Consider the following 15,964-nt stretch of genomic DNA (forward strand, 5'->3'; position numbering starts at 1 on the left):
GCCACGATTTGTGCCGGGAGCCGCCCCGCTTGACCGAGACCGCACCCTTCCAGCCCCGTCCGAACAGCTTCCGCACGGGTCCGGACGAAAACGGCCGCTTCGGCCTCTATGGCGGCCGTTTCGTCGCCGAGACGCTGATGCCGCTGATCCTCGAGGTCGAGAAGGCCTACGCCTCGGCCCGCAAGGACGCCGAATTCGCCAACGAGCTGCGCTACTACCTGACGCACTATGTCGGCCGGCCCAGCCCGCTCTATTTGGCCGAGCGGATCACCGAGCATCTCGGCGGCGCCCGGGTCTACTTCAAGCGCGAGGAGCTGAACCACACCGGCGCGCACAAGATCAACAACTGCATGGGCCAGATCCTGCTGGCCCGGCGCATGGGCAAGACCCGGATCATCGCCGAGACCGGCGCCGGCCAGCACGGCGTCGCCACCGCCACGGTCTGCGCCCTGTTCGGCCTGCCCTGCACCATCTACATGGGCGAGGTCGACATCGAGCGGCAGAAGCCGAACGTGTTCCGGATGAAGCTGCTGGGCGCCGAGGTGGTGCCCGTCGTCTCCGGCAGCCGCACGCTGAAGGACGCGATGAACGAGGCCCTGCGCGACTGGGTCACCAATGTCGAGGACACCTTCTACATCATCGGCACGGTCGCCGGCCCGCACCCCTATCCGCTGCTGGTGCGCGACTTCCAGTCGGTGATCGGCAACGAGACGCGCGACCAGATCATGCAGGCCGAAGGCCGCATGCCGGACACGCTGGTGGCGGCGGTCGGCGGCGGGTCCAACGCCATCGGCCTGTTCCACCCCTTCCTCGACATGCCCGAGATCGCGATCCACGGCGTCGAGGCGGCGGGCCACGGCGTCGACACCGGCAAGCACGCGGCGTCGTTGACCGGCGGCCGCCCCGGCGTGCTGCACGGCAACCGCACCTATCTGCTGCAGACCGCGGACGGCCAGATCGAGGAGGCGCATTCGATCTCGGCCGGCCTCGACTATCCCGGCATCGGGCCGGAGCATGCCTGGCTGCACGATGTCGGCCGGGTGCAGTATTCCGCCGTGACCGACAAGGAGGCGCTGGAGGCGTTCCAGCTCTGCGCCAGGCTCGAAGGCATCATCCCGGCGCTCGAATCGGCGCATGCCCTGGCGCATGTGATGAAGATCGCGCCCGACCTGCCCAAGGACAACCTGCTCGTCATGTGCCTCAGCGGCCGCGGCGACAAGGACATCTTCACCGTCGCCGACGCGCTCGGAGTGCAGATCTGATGACCCGCATCACCGCGCGCTTCGCCGAGTTGAAGGCGAGAGATCGGGCCGCCCTGGTCACCTTCGTCACCGCCGGCGACCCGGACCCGGAGAGCAGCTTCAAGATCCTGGAAGGCCTGCCCGCAGCCGGGGCCGACCTGATCGAGATCGGCATGCCCTTCACCGACCCGATGGCCGACGGCCCGGCGATCCAGGCGGCCGGCCTGCGCGCCCTGGCTGCCGGCATGACTCTGGCCAGGACGCTCGATCTGGTCCGGCGCTTCCGCCGGGGCGACCAGGCCACGCCGGTCGTGCTGATGGGCTATTACAACCCGATCTACACCTATGGCGTCGAACGCTTCCTGGCCGATGCCAAGGCGGCCGGGGTCGACGGGCTGATCGTGGTCGACCTGCCGCCGGAGGAGGATGCCGAGCTGTGCCTGCCGGCGCTGGCGGCGGGGATCGACTTCATCCGCCTGGCGACGCCGACCACCGACGACGCCCGGCTGCCGGCGGTGCTGAAGAACACCTCGGGCTTCATCTACTACGTCTCGGTCACCGGCATCACCGGCGCGGCCGCGGCCAATGCGGCGGCGGTGCAGCCGGCGGTCGACCGGCTGCGGCGCCACACCGACCTGCCGGTGGCGGTCGGCTTCGGCATCCGCACGCCGGAGGCGGCGGCCGCCATCGCCCGCATCGCCGACGCCGCGGTGGTCGGCACCGCCATCGTCGAGGAGATCCGCCACTCGCTGCACGCCGACGGCCGCCCGACCGTCGCCACGGTCGAATCGCCCCTGGCCTTGGTCCGCCGCCTGGCCGAGGGCGTCCGCGGGGCGCGGTGAGCGCTGGCCCGCGCATCGCGGGCCGTCCCAGCTCAGGCTTCGGATAGAAGCAGCGTCGTCGTGCCGGCGGAGTCGATCACCGCTGCCGCCTTGCGATCGAAGGTCACGAACACTTCGCCGCCCAGACGACGCCCCTCGAAGGCGATGACGCCGTCAGCGAAATCGCCGCCCGTTTCCAGGATGGCCAAGCCGGCATCGACGGCCGGCCTGTCGACCGTCACGCTCGATATCGTCAGCAACCGGCGTATCGCCATGCCGACCTCACCGGGCGGCTTCTTGTAGGTGCGTAAGAGCACCCAGGCGAACTCGCAAAGCGTCACTGTGGTGACGGCGACACTATTGGCTTCGCGAAGCAATGCCTCCGCCAGCGCCGTTTGTGCCGGATCATCACGTGTTGCGACTCGGATCAGCAGATTGGTGTCGGCGATGACCTTCATGTCTCTCCGGCCCACCCTGCGGCGGTCGCTTCATTGATCTCCTCGATCGACAGCCTCGGTGTTCCCGGTCCGGCGAGGCATCCGAAAAAATCTTCGATGGTGCCGGATGCCCTTGCCGCCCGGATCTCGGCACGGCCGTCGGGCAGAAGATCGACGGTGACCTTGTCTCCGGGGGCGATGCCCAGGTGCTGCAGCAGTTCTTTGCGCAGCGTTACCTGGCCCTTTGCCGTAACAGTCAGAAGCGTCATCATGCCCAAGGTCCGTAAGGTTCCATGGCCTTACATATAAGGCGATTGATCCTTACCCTCAAGGCGCCAGCCTATGGTTCGAACAGCTTGCGCAGCGTCGTCAGGGTCTGGGCGAGGGTGGGGGCCGATACGGCGCCGAGCCGCTTCACCAGCCGCTGCTTGTCCAGCGTCCTGATCTGATCCAGAAGCACCAGGCCGGTCTTGCCCTGGAAGCTGACCGGCACGCGGAAGCCGGCCGGCCGGCTTCCCGTCGTCATCGGCGCCGCGATCACCGTCCGCAGGTGGTCATGCAGCTCCGGCGGCGAAATGATCAGGCAGGGCCGCGTCTTCTGGATCTCGCTGCCGATGGTGGGGTCGAGCGCGACCAGCCAGACCTCGCCGCGCTTCACCATTCCAGCCGGTCGTCGTCGGCATTGCCGAATTCGGGCCAGACCAGCGCGTCGTCGCCGGCCTCGGCGATTCGCCTGGCATCCTCCGCCCAGCCGGCCCGCGGGGTCTCGCGGCTCGGCACGATGATCAGGCGGCCTTCTTCGACGAGCAACTCCACGTCATCGCCGGCCTTGGCCCCGATCTCCGTCAGCAGGGGTTTGGGAATGATCACCCCCGAAGAATTTCCCATTTTCCGGACAGTGCTGCGCATCGCCGTGATCTTCCCTGGCTGCCCTGCTCCACGTATAGATCAGGACGTGTTTTGTTGCAACGCGGTTGCAACGAAAGCACCTGCGCCGATAACATCTGCGTTGTGTCCTCATCTTGACGCGCCCGGCCGAAAGGCGGAAAACCGCGCCATGAACTGGCTGACCAACTACATCCGCCCGAAGATCCGGGCCCTCGTCTCCTCGTCCCGGCCGGAGACGCCGGACAATCTGTGGACGAAGTGCCCGAACTGCGAGGCGATGCTGTTCCATCGCGACCTGGAGGCGAATCTCTACGTCTGCCAGCATTGCGGCCATCATATGCGGCTCGATCCGGTCAAGCGGCTCGGCATGTTGTTCGATGACGGCAGGTACGAGACGATCGAGCTGCCGAAGCCGGCGGTCGATCCGCTCAAGTTCCGCGACACCAAGCGCTACACCGACCGCCTGAAGGAAGCCCAGGCCAAGTCCGGCCGAGGTGACGCGATCGTCGTCGCCCATGGCAAGATGGGCGGCCGCGACACCGTGATCGCGGCCTTCGACTTCAGCTTCATGGCCGGCTCGATGGGCACGGCGGTGGGCGAAGGCCTGGTCGCCGCGGCCAAGCTGGCGGTGATGCAGCATGCCCCGCTGGTCGTTGTCCCGGCTTCCGGCGGCGCCCGCATGCAGGAAGGCATCCTGTCGCTGATGCAGATGCCGCGCTCGGTCATCGCGGTCGAGCAGGTCAAGGACGCCGGCCTGCCCTATATCGTGGTGCTGACCGACCCGACCACGGGCGGCGTCACCGCTTCCTTCGCCATGCTCGGCGACATCCACATCGCCGAGCGCGGCGCGCAGATCGGCTTCGCCGGCGCCCGGGTGATCGAGGAGACCATCCGCGAGACCCTGCCGGAGGGCTTCCAGCGCGCCGAATACCTGCTCGACCACGGCATGGTCGACGTGGTGGTGGTGCGCAAGGAGCTGCGCGAGACGCTGATCCGCACCCTCGGCCATCTCACCGGCGGGCTGCATCCGGCCACGGCCGACATCGTGGTCGACCCGGCCGACATCGCCGCCGCGGCCGCGATCGAGGGCGAGCCGGCCTATCGTGCCTGACGCCGCCGCGGCCGCAGTCGAGGCCGCGCTCGACCGGCTGACCCATCTGCATCCGAAGCGGATCGACCTGTCGCTCGGCCGCACCGAGCGGCTGCTGGCGGCGCTGGGCGGCCCGCAGCTCCGCCTGCCGCCGGTGGTCCATGTCGGCGGCACCAACGGCAAGGGGTCGACCACCGCCTTCCTGCGGGCGTTCCTGGAGCAGGCGGGCTACCGCGTCCATGTCTACACCTCGCCGCATCTGGTGCGCTTCCATGAGCGCATCCGCCTGGCCGGGTCGCTGATCGGCAGCGCCGCGCTGGTCGACCTGCTGGAGCGGGTCGAGGCCGCCAATGCCGGCCAGCCCGTGACCTTCTTCGAGGCGACGACCGCCGCCGCCTTCCTCGCCTTCGCCGAGGCGCCGGCCGATGCCGTGCTGCTCGAGGTCGGCCTGGGCGGGCGCTACGACAGCACCAATGTGGTGCCGCGTCCGGCCGCCACCGCGATCACCCGCATCTCCATGGACCACATGCAGTTCCTCGGCGACACGATCGAGGCGATCGCGGCGGAGAAGGCGGCCATCGCCAAGCCCGGCGTGCCGATGGTGGTGGCGCCGCAGCAGAGCGCCGCGGCCGTCTCCGTGCTGACCCGCGACATCGAATCGGCCGGGGCGGCGCTGCATCTCGCCGGCCGCGACTGGTCGGTGGCTCCCGCCGCAGACGGCTTCGTCCTGCGCACGGCCAGGGACGAGCGGCACTATCCCCGCCCGGCGCTGCCCGGCGACCACCAGTTCGCCAACGCCGCCACCGCGATCCGCCTGCGCGACCTTCTCACCGGCTTCGACATCCCGGAGGACGCGGTGCGCCGCGGCCTGTCTTCGGTCGAATGGCCGGCGCGGCTGCAGCGTCTGACCCGCGGGCCGCTGCCGGCCCTGCTGCCGCCGGGCTGGGAGCTGTGGCTCGACGGCGGCCACAACGACAGCGCCGGCGAGGTGCTGGGGCAATGGCTCGGCGGGCTCGACCCGCGACCGCTGCACCTGGTCTGCGGCATGCTGGAGAGCAAGCAGCCGCGGGAGTTTCTGCGGCCCCTGGCGCCCTTCGTCCGCTCCATCCGCACCGTGCGCATCCCGGGCGAAGAGGCCAGCCTGCCGGCCGAGGCCGTGGCCGAGCACGCCCGCGCCGTCGGCCTGACCGATGTCGCCGCGGCTGAGGACGTCGAGGCCGCGGTGGCCGCTGCGGCCCGGCCCGGCGACCCGCCCGGCCGGGTGCTGATCTGCGGCTCGCTCTATCTCGCCGGCCGGGTGCTCGCCGGCAACGGCTGAGCCCCGGTTGCCTCTTGCCATCGCCGCGCTTATTGTCGCCGCCCGAATATGAACGGACAGCCCATGGCCGACCGACCCATCCCTGCCGACATCGCGGGCCTGAGCTTCGAGGACGCCCTCGCCGAGCTGGAGACCATCGTGCGCCAGCTCGAGGCGGGGCAGGGCAAGCTCGACGACAACATATCGGCCTATGAACGCGGTGCCTTGCTTCGCGCCCATTGCGAGGCGAAGCTGCGCGAGGCGCAGGCGCGGGTCGAGATGATCTCGCGCGCCGCCGACGGCACCGTCACCGCCAAACCCGCGACCTTTGATTGAGGCCCCAGTCTTGCCGATTGATCTGAGCAAAGCCATGGCCGAGACGGGCGCGCAGGTCGAGCGCGTCCTGGACCGTGTCCTGCCCAAGCCCCAGCGCGGCGAGCCGCCGCTGGCTGAGGCCATCCGCTACGCCTCGCTCGGCGGCGGCAAGCGGCTGCGCCCGTTCCTGGTGGTGTCGTCCGCGCGGCTGTTCGGGGTGGCCGAAAGCTGCGCGCTGCGCGTCGGCGCGGCGGTCGAGATGATCCATTGCTACTCGCTGGTCCATGACGACCTGCCGGCGATGGACAATGACGATCTGCGCCGCGGCAAGCCGACCACGCACAAGGCCTATGACGAGGCCACCGCGATCCTGGCCGGCGACGCGCTGCTGACCCAGGCCTTCGAGGTGCTGGCCGACAGCGAGACCCATGCCGACCCGAAAGTCCGCATCGCGCTTGTCGCCGCCCTGGCTCGCGCCGCCGGTGCCGCCGGTATGGTCGGCGGCCAGGCGCTCGACATGCAGGCCGAGCAGACGCCGCTGACCGAGATCGGCGCCATCACCCGGCTGCAGCGGCTGAAGACCGGCGCGCTGTTCGAGTTCTCCTGCGAGGCCGGGGCGATCCTCGGCAAGGTCGAGGATTCGCGGCGCGGCGCGCTGCAGGCCTATGCCCATGACATGGGCCTGGCCTTCCAGATCGCCGACGACCTGCTCGACGTCCGCGGCCGGGCCGAAGAGATCGGCAAGACCCCGGGCAAGGACCAGGCGGCCGGCAAGGCGACCTTCGTCTCGATCCTCGGCCTCGAGCGGGCAGAGTCCCAGGCCCGCATGCTGGTCGACCAGGCCTGCCGCCACCTCGACGTGTTCGGCGACCGGGCCGAGGCGTTGCGCGCGGTCGCGCATTTCGTGGTCGAACGCAGGGCCTGACGTCGCTTTCCCTCTCCTCGGGTGAGGGAGGGTGAGGGGCGAGTTGGCCCTTCAGCCACAGCCCTTCATGCCGACGCATGCCCGGCCCGTGGCCTTTCCGCTTCTGTCCGACAAATTCCTCGGGCAGAGAAAGGGGAACGGAACGGGGGAAGCGCGGGAATGGCGGCGATCGGCGCCCAGAAGGTCGATGGAGCGGAAGGCGGGAATGGCACCGGGATCCTGCTGTTCTTCCTCGGCATGTCGCTGTTCACCTTCAACGACGCGCTGGGCAAGTGGCTGGTCGCCGACTACACCGTCGGCCAGGTGCTGCTGATCCGCAGCATCGGCGCCTTCATCCTGCTGCTGCCCTGGGTGATCCGCGGCTTCCGCGGCCTGCTGACGCCGGACCAGCCCTGGATGAACCTGCTGCGGGTCGCTCTGATGGCGGCCGAGGTCGCGATCTTCTATTTCGCCGTGCGCGGCCTGCCGCTGGCCGACGTCATGACCTTCTACATGGCCGCGCCGTTGATCGTGACCGCGCTGTCGGTGCCGCTGCTCGGCGAGAAGGTCGGGCCGCGGCGCTGGGCGGCGGTGCTGATCGGCTTCGTCGGCGTGCTGATCGTGCTGCGCCCGACCGGCGCCGCTCTCTCGTCCTCGGCCCTGATCGCGCTGGCCGGCGCCACCCTGTTCAGCCTGATCCTGATCGTCACCCGCCGCGTCCGCCACACCGGCGGGCTGGGCCTGATCACCTATCAGATCCTCGGCACCGGCCTGGCCGGCGCCGCCACCGTGCCCTTCGCCTGGGTGCCGCCGACGCCGTTCGACTGGGCGCTGCTGCTCGGCCTCGGCGTGGTGGCGATGGGCGCGCATCTGTGCATGAACAAGGCGCTGTCGCTGGCCCCGGCCGCGGTGGTCGCGCCCTACCAGTACTCCACCATCGTCATCGCCGCCGCCCTCGGCTGGGCGATCTGGGGCGACGTGCCGACATCGCAGATCATCATCGGCAACCTGGTGATCATCGCCTCCGGGCTGTTCATCTACTACCGCGAGCGGCAGCTGAAGGGGGAGTAGACCTCTCCCTTTTGCCTCTCCCTTACTGTCATGCCCGGGCTTGACCCGGGCATCCAGCGGGGCTCGACATCGTCTGGATCGCCGGGTCAAGCCCGGCGATGACAGGAAGGGATTTGGCTCGATCCAGGGAAAGAGGCGGGCGATCGCCTCAAATCCCCTGGCCGCCGGAGACCTCTATCCGCTGGGCATTGACCCAGCGGTTGTCCTCGGTCAGCAGGCTCGCGATCATCGGCCCGATGTCGTCCGGCAGGCCGGCGCGGCCCAGCGCCGTCATGTCGGCGAAGATCCGGTTGATCTCCGGATTGTCGCGGACCGCGCCGCCGCCGAAATCGGTTTCGATCGCGCCCGGCGCCACCGTGTTGACCGCGATGCCGCGGCCGCCCAGCTCCCTGGCCATGTACCGGGTCAGCACCTCGACCGCGCCCTTCACCGCCGCATAGGCGGCATAGCCGGGGAAGGTCGTCCGGGTCAGGCCGGAGGACAGGTTCACGATGCGGCCGCCATCCGCGATCAGCGGCAGCAGGGTCTGGGTCAGGAAATAGACACCCTTGAAGTGGACGTCGACCAGCCCGTCGAACTGCGCTTCGGTCGTCTGGCCGATCAGGGCGTAGTCGCCGTGGCCGGCATTGTTGACGAGGTGGTCGAAGGTCTCGCGCGACCAGGTCTCGCGCAGGGCCGTGCGCAACCGCTCGGCGAAGGGCGCGAAGGCGGCGATATCGCCGGCGTCGAGCTGCAGGGCGACCGCCTTGCGGCCCAGGGCCTGGATCTCGGCGGCCACGGCCTGCGCGTCTTCGGCGCGGCTTTGGTAGGTGAGGACGACGTCGCCGCCGCGGCGGGCGACGCTGAGCGCGGTGTTGCGGCCGAGTCCGCGGCTGGCGCCGGTCACGAGGGTGATCTTGGTCATGGTTGGTCTCCGGTGGAATGACCGTCCCGATATCGGGCTCCGGACCCGGGTGTTGTTGCCGGAACCTCGACGATCCTTGCCTGATCCTCCAAAAAAGTGCCTTCGGCCGGCCGTGGCGAGGTAGGCTTGCCGCATGATCGTTCTGCTCGATGCCGTTCGGCGATACGCGGAAGCCCATGCCGGCGCGACCGGTGCGGCGCCGACCCCGATTCCGGGCCTCACGATCGTCCGCGCGACGGCGCCGAGCGGCCTCGACTACGCCATCTCCCGGCCGCTGGCCTGCCTCGTGCTGCAGGGCGGCAAGCATGTCGCGATGGGGACTCGGGGCTTCGCCTTCGCTGCCGGCGATACGCTGCTGATCGCGGCGGACGTCCCGACCGTCAGCCAGATCACCCGCGCCAGCATTGCCGCGCCCTATCTCTCGCTGGTGGTGGAACTGGACCCGGCCGTCATCGTGGATCTGGTGTCGGAGATGGGCGCCATGCCCGCGGCCGACCCTGCGCCTGTGCGGATCGAGCCGACCGATGCCGAGGTGGCCGATGCGGCGCTGCGGCTGATGCGGCTGCTCGATCGCCCGGCATCGGTGCCGGTGCTGCAGGCGCAGCTGGTGCGCGAGCTGCACTACTGGCTGCTGGCCGGCCGGCACGGGGCGGCGATCCGGCGTCTCGGCTGGCCGGACGGCCATTCCCGGCGCGTGGCGCGTGCGGTCGCGGTGCTGCGGGCCGAGTTCGCGCGGCCATTGCCGGTGGAGCGGCTGGCCGCGGTGGCCGGAATGAGCCCGTCCTCGTTCCACCATCACTTCCGCGCCGTGACCTCGCTCTCGCCGCTGCAGTTCCAGAAGCAGCTGCGCCTGATCGAGGCGCGCCGCCTGATGGTGGCGGAGGGCGCGTCGGCCGGCAGCGCCGCATTCGCGGTCGGCTACGAAAGCGTGTCGCAGTTCACGCGGGAATACGGCCGGATGTTCGGCTCGCCGCCGGTCCGGGACACCAGGACGGCGAGGGGCAAGGGCCGGGACGCCGAATCACGGCCGGAATCATGACCGGCGGGCGGCCCTAGAGATTCCCCGGATTCCCCGGCTTCAGCTCGCCGACCGCGACCAGCGACCCGTCATCGGCGAACAGCTGCACCTTGGTGCCGTCCAGCTGGACCTTGTCGCATTCCTTGGTCTCGCCGAGATCGAAGCACATGCGGTCGTTCTCGATCGACCATTGCCCGGCATAGGGTCCGTCGTCGCCCAGCCCGTGGATGGTGCCGTCGGCGGCATAGAACTCGGTGTATTCGACGTCTCCGGCCGTCCCGTCGACCGTGTTGCCGACGATCTGGGCCTGGATCTGCGCTCCGGTCAGCGGGTCCGCGGCCAAAGCGGCGGCGGCCAGGGCGGGGGACAACAGCAGCGGCAGGACGATCGCCAGGGGACGAATCATGGGCAGGCTCTCCGCGAAGGACGCGCGGATCATAGTCGCGTCGCCCCGGCAGGGGGAGAGCCGTTCCGCCGTCGCAGCTGCGTCATGGTTTCGACGCGATCTCGCGTATAGTTTGTCGCAGGGGCCCCGCCGATCCGGGGTGCCGTGATGGGGGGATCCATGGCCTTGAAGCTGCGTTTCGCCACTTTTGCCGCGGCGGCGGCGCTCCTGACCGCGACCTTGGCCTTTTCCCCGACCGCGTCCGCCTACCAGGCGCCGGGCTTCGCCGCCGGTGCCGCGGCCTATGCCAAGAAGCTGGAGCAGCAGGCCAGCGCCACCCCGGCAGACCAGCGGGCCGACCTGAAGGCGCTGCGCGCCCGCGCCGCCGACGCCGCCCAGGGCGAACGCTGGGACGACGCGGTCTCGGCCTGGCAGCTGATTCTCGGCCAGCGCCCCACCGATGCCGGGGCCTGGTTCGGGCTGGCCCAGGCGCTGCAGCAGACCTCCCCCTATTCGCAGGACGGCCTGAACGCCGCCTTTGCCGCCTACAGCAACGCCGGCACCGACAAGCTGCGCGGCGCCGCCCTGATCCTGCTGGCGCGCGGGCTGGAGCAGCAGGACAAGGGCCGCGAGGCGATCAAGGTCGCGGCCGAGGGCGCCCAGCTGGCGCCGAGCGACGACAACACCGAATACGCCAACACCCTGCGCGACCAGTACGGCTTCCGCGTCACCTCGACCTACGCCCAGAACGACCGCGACGCGCCGCAGCTCTGCGCCGACTTCTCCGATTCGATCGTCGACGGCCGCACCGTCCGCTATTCCGACTACGTCAGGATCGAGCCGGCGGTGCCGGTCGAGGTGATCCCGTCGGACAAGCAGATCTGCCTTGAGGGCGTGTCCTTCGGCCAGGCCTACACCGTCACCCTGCTGGCCGGCATCAAGTCGGTCGACGGCGACGTGCTGACCGCCGATGACAGCTTCGACCTGACGGTCGACGACCGGCCGGCCAGCGTGGTGTTCCGCGGCAGCGCCTATGTCCTGCCCAAGGGCGGCGAGGGCACGGTGCCGGTGACCACGGTCAACGTCTCCGAGGTCAGGCTGCGCCTGTTGCGCATCAACGACCGCAACCTGATCGACCAGGTCGCCCAGGGCCGCATCGGCCAGATGCTGGAAAGCTACGACGTCGACAGCCTGGCCCAGGATGCGGGCGAGGAGGTGTGGTCCGGCACCATGCCGGTCGAGGGCGAGACCAACAAGGCGGCGATCACCGGCGTGCCGATGGACACGCTGCTGCCGCAGCCCAAGCCGGGCGTCTACCTGCTTGCGGCGGTCGACGCCAAGGCCGACGAGGACAGCTACCAGACCCCGGGCACGCAGTGGATCGTGGTCACCGATCTCGGCCTCGCCAGCTTCTCCGGCCAGCAGGGGCTGACCGTGGCGGCGCGGGCGCTGTCCTCGGCGAAGGCTCAAGGCGGCGTCAAGCTGGCGCTGCTCGCCCGCAACAATTCGGTGCTGGGCGAGGCGCAGACCGATGCCGGCGGCCTCGCCACCTTCCCGGCCGGGGTGATGGCCGGGCAGGGCGGCAACCGGCCGGCCGCGGTCTATGCCTACGGCTCCGGCGACTTCACCTTCCTCGAGCTGACCGGCCCGGCCTTCGACCTGTCCGACCGCGGCGTCAGCGGCCGGGCCGAGCCGGGTCCGCTCGACGCCTTCCTCTACCCCGAGCGCGGCGTCTACCGCCCGGGCGAGACCGTGCACCTGACCATGCTGCTGCGCAACGAGCGCGCCGCAGCGATCGACGGCGTGCCGCTGACCATCAAGATCAGCCGGCCGGACGGGGTCGAGGCCCGGGTCGAGCAGGCGTCGGACCAGGGCGGCGGCTCCTACAGCATCGACGTGCCCCTGGCCGACAGCGCCTATACCGGCACCTGGACAGCCGAGGCCTATGTCGACCCGAAGGGCCAGGCCATCGGCAGCACCCCCTTCCAGGTCGAGGACTTCGTGCCGGCGCGGATCCGCGTCGACCTGAAGACCGACGCCAAGGACCTGCGCGTCAATAAGCCGGCGGTCGTCACCATCGATGCCCAGTTCCTGTACGGGGCGCCTGCGGCCGAGCTGGCCACCGAGGCCAGCCTGACCCTGCAGCAGGCGGCGACGCCCTTCCCGGACTTCTCCGACTACAAGTTCGGCCTGGTGCAGGACGCCTTCTCGCCGCGCACCCGCCCGATCACCACCCCGGCCACCGACGCCGCGGGCCAGAGCCGGGTCGACATCCTGCTGGATGGCCTGCCCGACACCACCGTGCCGCTCGAGGCCGAGATCCGCACCGCGGTGTTCGATTCCAGCGGCCGCACTGCCAACGAGACCACGACCCTGCCGGTGCGGCAGGAACATCCCTGGATCGGTCTGAAGCCGCTGTTCTCGGGCTCGCTGGCCGAGGGCTCCGACGCCCGCTTCGAGGTCATCGGCCTCGACGCCGGCGGCCGCCCGGCCGCGATCAAGGGGCTGCGCTGGGACCTGGTGGAGGAGATCCACGACTACCAGTGGTTCTCGACCGACGGCCATTGGGACTACAAGGTCGTCACCCGCGACCGCAAGGTGGCGGACGGCACCGTCGACGTCGCGCCGAACGCGCCGGCGGCGATCCGCCAGGCGGTCGGCTGGGGCAATTTCCGGCTCGACGTCTACGACCCGAAGGGCGGCGGCGCCACCTCGGCCCGCTTCTATGCCGGCTGGTGGGTGTCGGACGACCCGAACCCGACCCCGGACAATCTGACCGTGGCCCTCGACCGCACCAGCTACAAGGCCGGCGATACCGCCCGGGTGCGGATCGAGCCGCCCTTCGCCGGCGACGTGCTGCTGTTCATCGCCAATGACCGGGTGCTGGAGACGCGCGACGTCGCCGTCCCGGCCGACGGCGCCACGGTCGAGATCCCGGTCTCGTCCGATTGGGGCGCCGGCGCCTATGTCCTGGCCACCGCCTTCCGCCCCTCGGGCGAGGGCGGCCAGCGCCGCCACGGCCCCGGCCGCGCCGTCGGCGTCGCCTGGTTCGGCATCGACGTCACCGAGCGGGTGCTGGGCGTCTCGATCGACGCGCCGGCCGAGATCCGCCCGAACCAGCGCCTCGACCTGCCGCTCACCGTCACCGGCGTGCCGCAGGGGCAGGGCGCCTGGGTCACCCTGGCCGCGGTCGACGAGGGCATCCTGCTGCTCACCGACTTCCAGTCGCCGGACCCGACCGACCATTATTTCGGCCGCCGCGCCCTCGGCGTGGAGATGCGCGACGCCTATGGCAGGCTGATCATCAGCGACGGCCGCCGCGGCCAGGTCCGCACCGGCGGCGACGCCGCGGCCCAGCAGATGTCAGGCCTGCCGAAGCGCTCCACCCGCACCGTCGCGCTGTACAGCGGCATCCTGCCGGTCGGCGCCGACGGCCGCGTCACCGTGCCGCTCGACCTGCCGGATTTCGACGGCGAGCTGCGGCTGATGGCCGTGGCCTGGACGCCGACCGCGCTCGGCGCCGCCTCCACCGCGATGAAGGTGCGCGACCCGGTGATCGCCGAGATCGGCGTGCCGCGCTTCCTGGCGCCGGGCGATGAGGCGCAGCTGGCCTTCTCGCTGCGCAACCTGTCCGGCCCGGCCGGCGATTACGGCGTGCGCGTCGCGGTCGAAGGCCCGCTCTCGATCGCCGCGGCGTCGGCCCAGTTCACCCAGACCGTCGCGGCGGGGGCCGAGGCCCGTCGCGCGATCCCGCTGACCGCGACCGCCACTGGCGTCGGCAAGATCCGGATCAGCGTCACCGGCCCCGACGGCTTCCAGCGCGACCGCGACTGGGACCTGTCGGTGCGCCCGGCCCAGGCGCTGACCACCGACCGCATCGCCACCCTGGTCCAGCCCAACCAGTCGGTGGTGCTGAACGCCGACCTGGTGAAGGGTTTCCTGCCCGACACCGTCCAGGTCTTCGCCAGCTTCTCCACCCGCCCGACCTTCGACATTCCGGGCCTCTTGAAGGCGCTGGACGACTACCCCTATGGCTGCGTCGAGCAGACCACCAGCCGGGCGCTGCCGCTGCTCTACGTCGCCAAGGTGGCGGAGAAGGTCGACAGCGGCTTCAAGCCGGACGACGTGCGCCGCAAGGTGCAGGGCGCGATCGACCGGATCATGACGGCGCAGCAGCCGGGCGGCGGCTTCGGCATGTGGTCGCCCTTCGACAGCGCCAACCCCTGGCTCTCCGCCTATGCGCTCGACTTCCTGACCCGGGCGCGGGCCGAGGGCGGCTACCGCATCCCGGAACGCGCCTATCAGCGCGGTATCAAGTACCTGTCGAACTACCTCGACTGGTACGAGGCGCGCACCGAATGCACCCCGGCCAGCGCCTATGCGCTCTACGTGGTGTCCCGGGCCGGCGGCGGCGATGTCGGCACCATGCGCTACTACGTCGACAACTGCCTGCCGAAGTACCAGACGCCGGTCTCCCAGGCGCAGATCGCCGCCGCCGCCGCCCAGTTCGGCGACACGGCGCGCACCGCCAAGGCCTTCGCCGCGGCGACCTCGACCGAGCGTCCGGAGAACTTCTATGGCGATTACGGCTCGCCCTTGCGCGACCACGCCGCCACCGCGGCGCTGCTGCACGAGGCCAAGCAGCCGCAGCAGGAGGTGCTGCAGCAGATCGACGTCGCCGCCGACCTGTTCGCCCGCGACCGGTACTGGAGCACCCAGGACATGACCTGGCTGCTGATCGCGGCCGACGCGGCGCTGGACGGCGCCACGCCGCTGTCGCTCGACGTCGCCGGAAAGCCGGTGGCCGATCCCGGCACCCTCTACCGGCTGAACCCGGAGGCCGCGGCCCTGGCCGCCGGCATCATGGTGAAGAACACCGGCAGCGGTCCGATGCGCCAGGTGCTGACGGTGCGCGGCGTGCCCGCGGCGCCGCTGCCGGCGGGCGGCGACGGCTTCGAGATCACCCGCACCTATCTCGACCGCGACGGCCGGCCCATCGACCCGGCCAAGATGGCGGTGAAGCAGGGCGACCTCGTCACCGTGCTGCTGCGCGGCCGCGCCACCGACGACCTGGACCACCAGGCGCTGGTGGTGGACCTGCTGCCGGCGGGGCTGGAGATCGAGAACCCGTCGGTCGGCAACGGCGCGAAGCTCGGCGACATCGCCGACACGCTGTCGGACACGCAGCATGTCGAGATGCGCGACGATCGCTATATCGCGGCGATCGACCTGACCGGCGACACCCGCTACTTCACAGTGGCCTATCTCGCCCGTGCCGTGACCCCGGGCCGCTTCGCCCTGCCGGCGCCGTATGTCGAGGACATGTACCGGCCCCAGTACAACGCCCGCGGCGGCTTCGGCGCGCTGACCGTCGAGGCACGGAAGTAGGGGGCTGCGGCCAGTCTCCTCCTTCGGCGAGACCTTTCTCCTTCGGCGAGATCTTCTCAAAATCGCCGAAGCCGCTCCTTCCTTCTCCCCCTCCCCTTGCGGGAGGGGGGCAGGGGGAGGGGTCTGCGCGCGTCCGCGCGCGGATGGTCCGGGGCGCATTCGCCGTCCCCCTGGACTTACCGCACGGGATCCGGCCTACGTGGAC

Annotated in this window: 15 protein-coding genes; 9 read left to right on the top strand and 6 right to left on the bottom strand. The window is 70.4% G+C overall.

What is annotated here, in order from left to right; all coding sequences use genetic code 11:
* Window positions 1–29 precede the first annotated feature (29 nt).
* Both trpB and trpA read left to right on the top strand, forming a co-directional pair.
* On the top strand, window positions 30–1,262 hold the full coding sequence (trpB, locus tag QFZ27_RS15990) for a tryptophan synthase subunit beta (RefSeq protein ID WP_429227368.1): 1,233 nt from the start codon (window positions 30–32) through the stop codon (window positions 1,260–1,262).
* Window positions 1,262–2,083 carry a tryptophan synthase subunit alpha gene (gene trpA / locus QFZ27_RS15995; protein WP_429227369.1) on the top strand — a complete coding sequence of 274 codons (822 nt, stop codon included), beginning with the start codon at window positions 1,262–1,264 and terminating at the stop codon, window positions 2,081–2,083. The genes trpB and trpA overlap by 1 nt, the downstream gene beginning before the upstream one ends.
* A gap of 32 nt (window positions 2,084–2,115) precedes the next feature.
* On the opposite strand, the gene QFZ27_RS16000 is transcribed toward trpA, so the two are convergent.
* The 4 genes from QFZ27_RS16000 to QFZ27_RS16015 form a co-directional block, all read right to left on the bottom strand.
* Window positions 2,116–2,520 (bottom strand): type II toxin-antitoxin system VapC family toxin, encoded by a 405-nt coding sequence (locus QFZ27_RS16000; RefSeq protein ID WP_429227370.1) that lies wholly within the window; start codon window positions 2,518–2,520, stop codon window positions 2,116–2,118.
* On the bottom strand, window positions 2,517–2,771 hold the full coding sequence (locus tag QFZ27_RS16005) for an AbrB/MazE/SpoVT family DNA-binding domain-containing protein (RefSeq protein WP_429227371.1): 255 nt from the start codon (window positions 2,769–2,771) through the stop codon (window positions 2,517–2,519). The genes QFZ27_RS16000 and QFZ27_RS16005 overlap by 4 nt, the downstream gene beginning before the upstream one ends.
* A 68-nt stretch (window positions 2,772–2,839) precedes the next feature.
* Window positions 2,840–3,160: a type II toxin-antitoxin system PemK/MazF family toxin gene (locus tag QFZ27_RS16010; RefSeq protein WP_429227372.1), complete on the bottom strand. Its 321-nt coding sequence runs from the start codon at window positions 3,158–3,160 to the stop codon at window positions 2,840–2,842.
* Complete coding sequence (locus tag QFZ27_RS16015; RefSeq protein WP_429227373.1) at window positions 3,154–3,408, bottom strand: AbrB/MazE/SpoVT family DNA-binding domain-containing protein; 255 nt, start codon at window positions 3,406–3,408, stop codon at window positions 3,154–3,156. Before QFZ27_RS16015 ends, QFZ27_RS16010 begins: the two co-directional genes overlap by 7 nt.
* Before the next feature lie 148 nt (window positions 3,409–3,556).
* Here QFZ27_RS16015 and accD point away from each other — a divergent pair, with 148 nt between their 5' ends.
* From accD to QFZ27_RS16040, 5 genes are all read left to right on the top strand, one after another.
* The gene (accD, locus tag QFZ27_RS16020; RefSeq protein WP_429227374.1) at window positions 3,557–4,498 is read left to right on the top strand and encodes an acetyl-CoA carboxylase, carboxyltransferase subunit beta; all 942 of its coding nucleotides are present in this window, start codon (window positions 3,557–3,559) and stop codon (window positions 4,496–4,498) included.
* Window positions 4,491–5,795, top strand: coding sequence for a bifunctional folylpolyglutamate synthase/dihydrofolate synthase (locus QFZ27_RS16025; protein ID WP_429227375.1), 1,305 nt, complete (start codon window positions 4,491–4,493; stop codon window positions 5,793–5,795). The genes accD and QFZ27_RS16025 overlap by 8 nt, the downstream gene beginning before the upstream one ends.
* A 63-nt stretch (window positions 5,796–5,858) precedes the next feature.
* Entirely contained in the window at window positions 5,859–6,110 is a 252-nt protein-coding gene (locus tag QFZ27_RS16030; RefSeq protein ID WP_342235338.1) for an exodeoxyribonuclease VII small subunit, read from the top strand.
* A gap of 34 nt (window positions 6,111–6,144) precedes the next feature.
* Window positions 6,145–7,014 (top strand): polyprenyl synthetase family protein, encoded by an 870-nt coding sequence (locus QFZ27_RS16035; RefSeq protein WP_429227376.1) that lies wholly within the window; start codon window positions 6,145–6,147, stop codon window positions 7,012–7,014.
* A gap of 159 nt (window positions 7,015–7,173) precedes the next feature.
* A complete protein-coding gene (locus tag QFZ27_RS16040) occupies window positions 7,174–8,064 on the top strand; it encodes a DMT family transporter (RefSeq protein WP_429227377.1) in 891 nt (296 codons plus the stop codon).
* Between the two features lie 148 nt (window positions 8,065–8,212).
* Here QFZ27_RS16040 and QFZ27_RS16045 read toward each other — a convergent pair whose 3' ends face one another.
* Window positions 8,213–8,968, bottom strand: a complete 756-nt coding sequence (locus tag QFZ27_RS16045) for an SDR family NAD(P)-dependent oxidoreductase (RefSeq protein ID WP_429227378.1) — start codon at window positions 8,966–8,968, stop codon at window positions 8,213–8,215.
* A 133-nt stretch (window positions 8,969–9,101) separates the two neighbouring features.
* Here QFZ27_RS16045 and QFZ27_RS16050 point away from each other — a divergent pair, with 133 nt between their 5' ends.
* The gene (locus QFZ27_RS16050) at window positions 9,102–10,007 is read left to right on the top strand and encodes an AraC family transcriptional regulator (RefSeq protein WP_429227379.1); all 906 of its coding nucleotides are present in this window, start codon (window positions 9,102–9,104) and stop codon (window positions 10,005–10,007) included.
* A 13-nt stretch (window positions 10,008–10,020) separates the two neighbouring features.
* Here the strand turns inward: QFZ27_RS16050 and QFZ27_RS16055 are convergent, their stop codons facing one another.
* The gene (locus tag QFZ27_RS16055; protein ID WP_429227380.1) at window positions 10,021–10,392 is read right to left on the bottom strand and encodes a hypothetical protein; all 372 of its coding nucleotides are present in this window, start codon (window positions 10,390–10,392) and stop codon (window positions 10,021–10,023) included.
* A 159-nt stretch (window positions 10,393–10,551) separates the two neighbouring features.
* Between QFZ27_RS16055 and QFZ27_RS16060 the strand changes: the two genes are divergently transcribed.
* Window positions 10,552–15,759: an alpha-2-macroglobulin family protein gene (locus QFZ27_RS16060; protein ID WP_429227381.1), complete on the top strand. Its 5,208-nt coding sequence runs from the start codon at window positions 10,552–10,554 to the stop codon at window positions 15,757–15,759.
* Window positions 15,760–15,964: the final 205 nt, after the last annotated feature.

Source organism: Inquilinus ginsengisoli (assembly GCF_050434925.1).
Taxonomy (GTDB): Bacteria; Pseudomonadota; Alphaproteobacteria; order DSM-16000; family Inquilinaceae; genus Inquilinus; species Inquilinus ginsengisoli_B.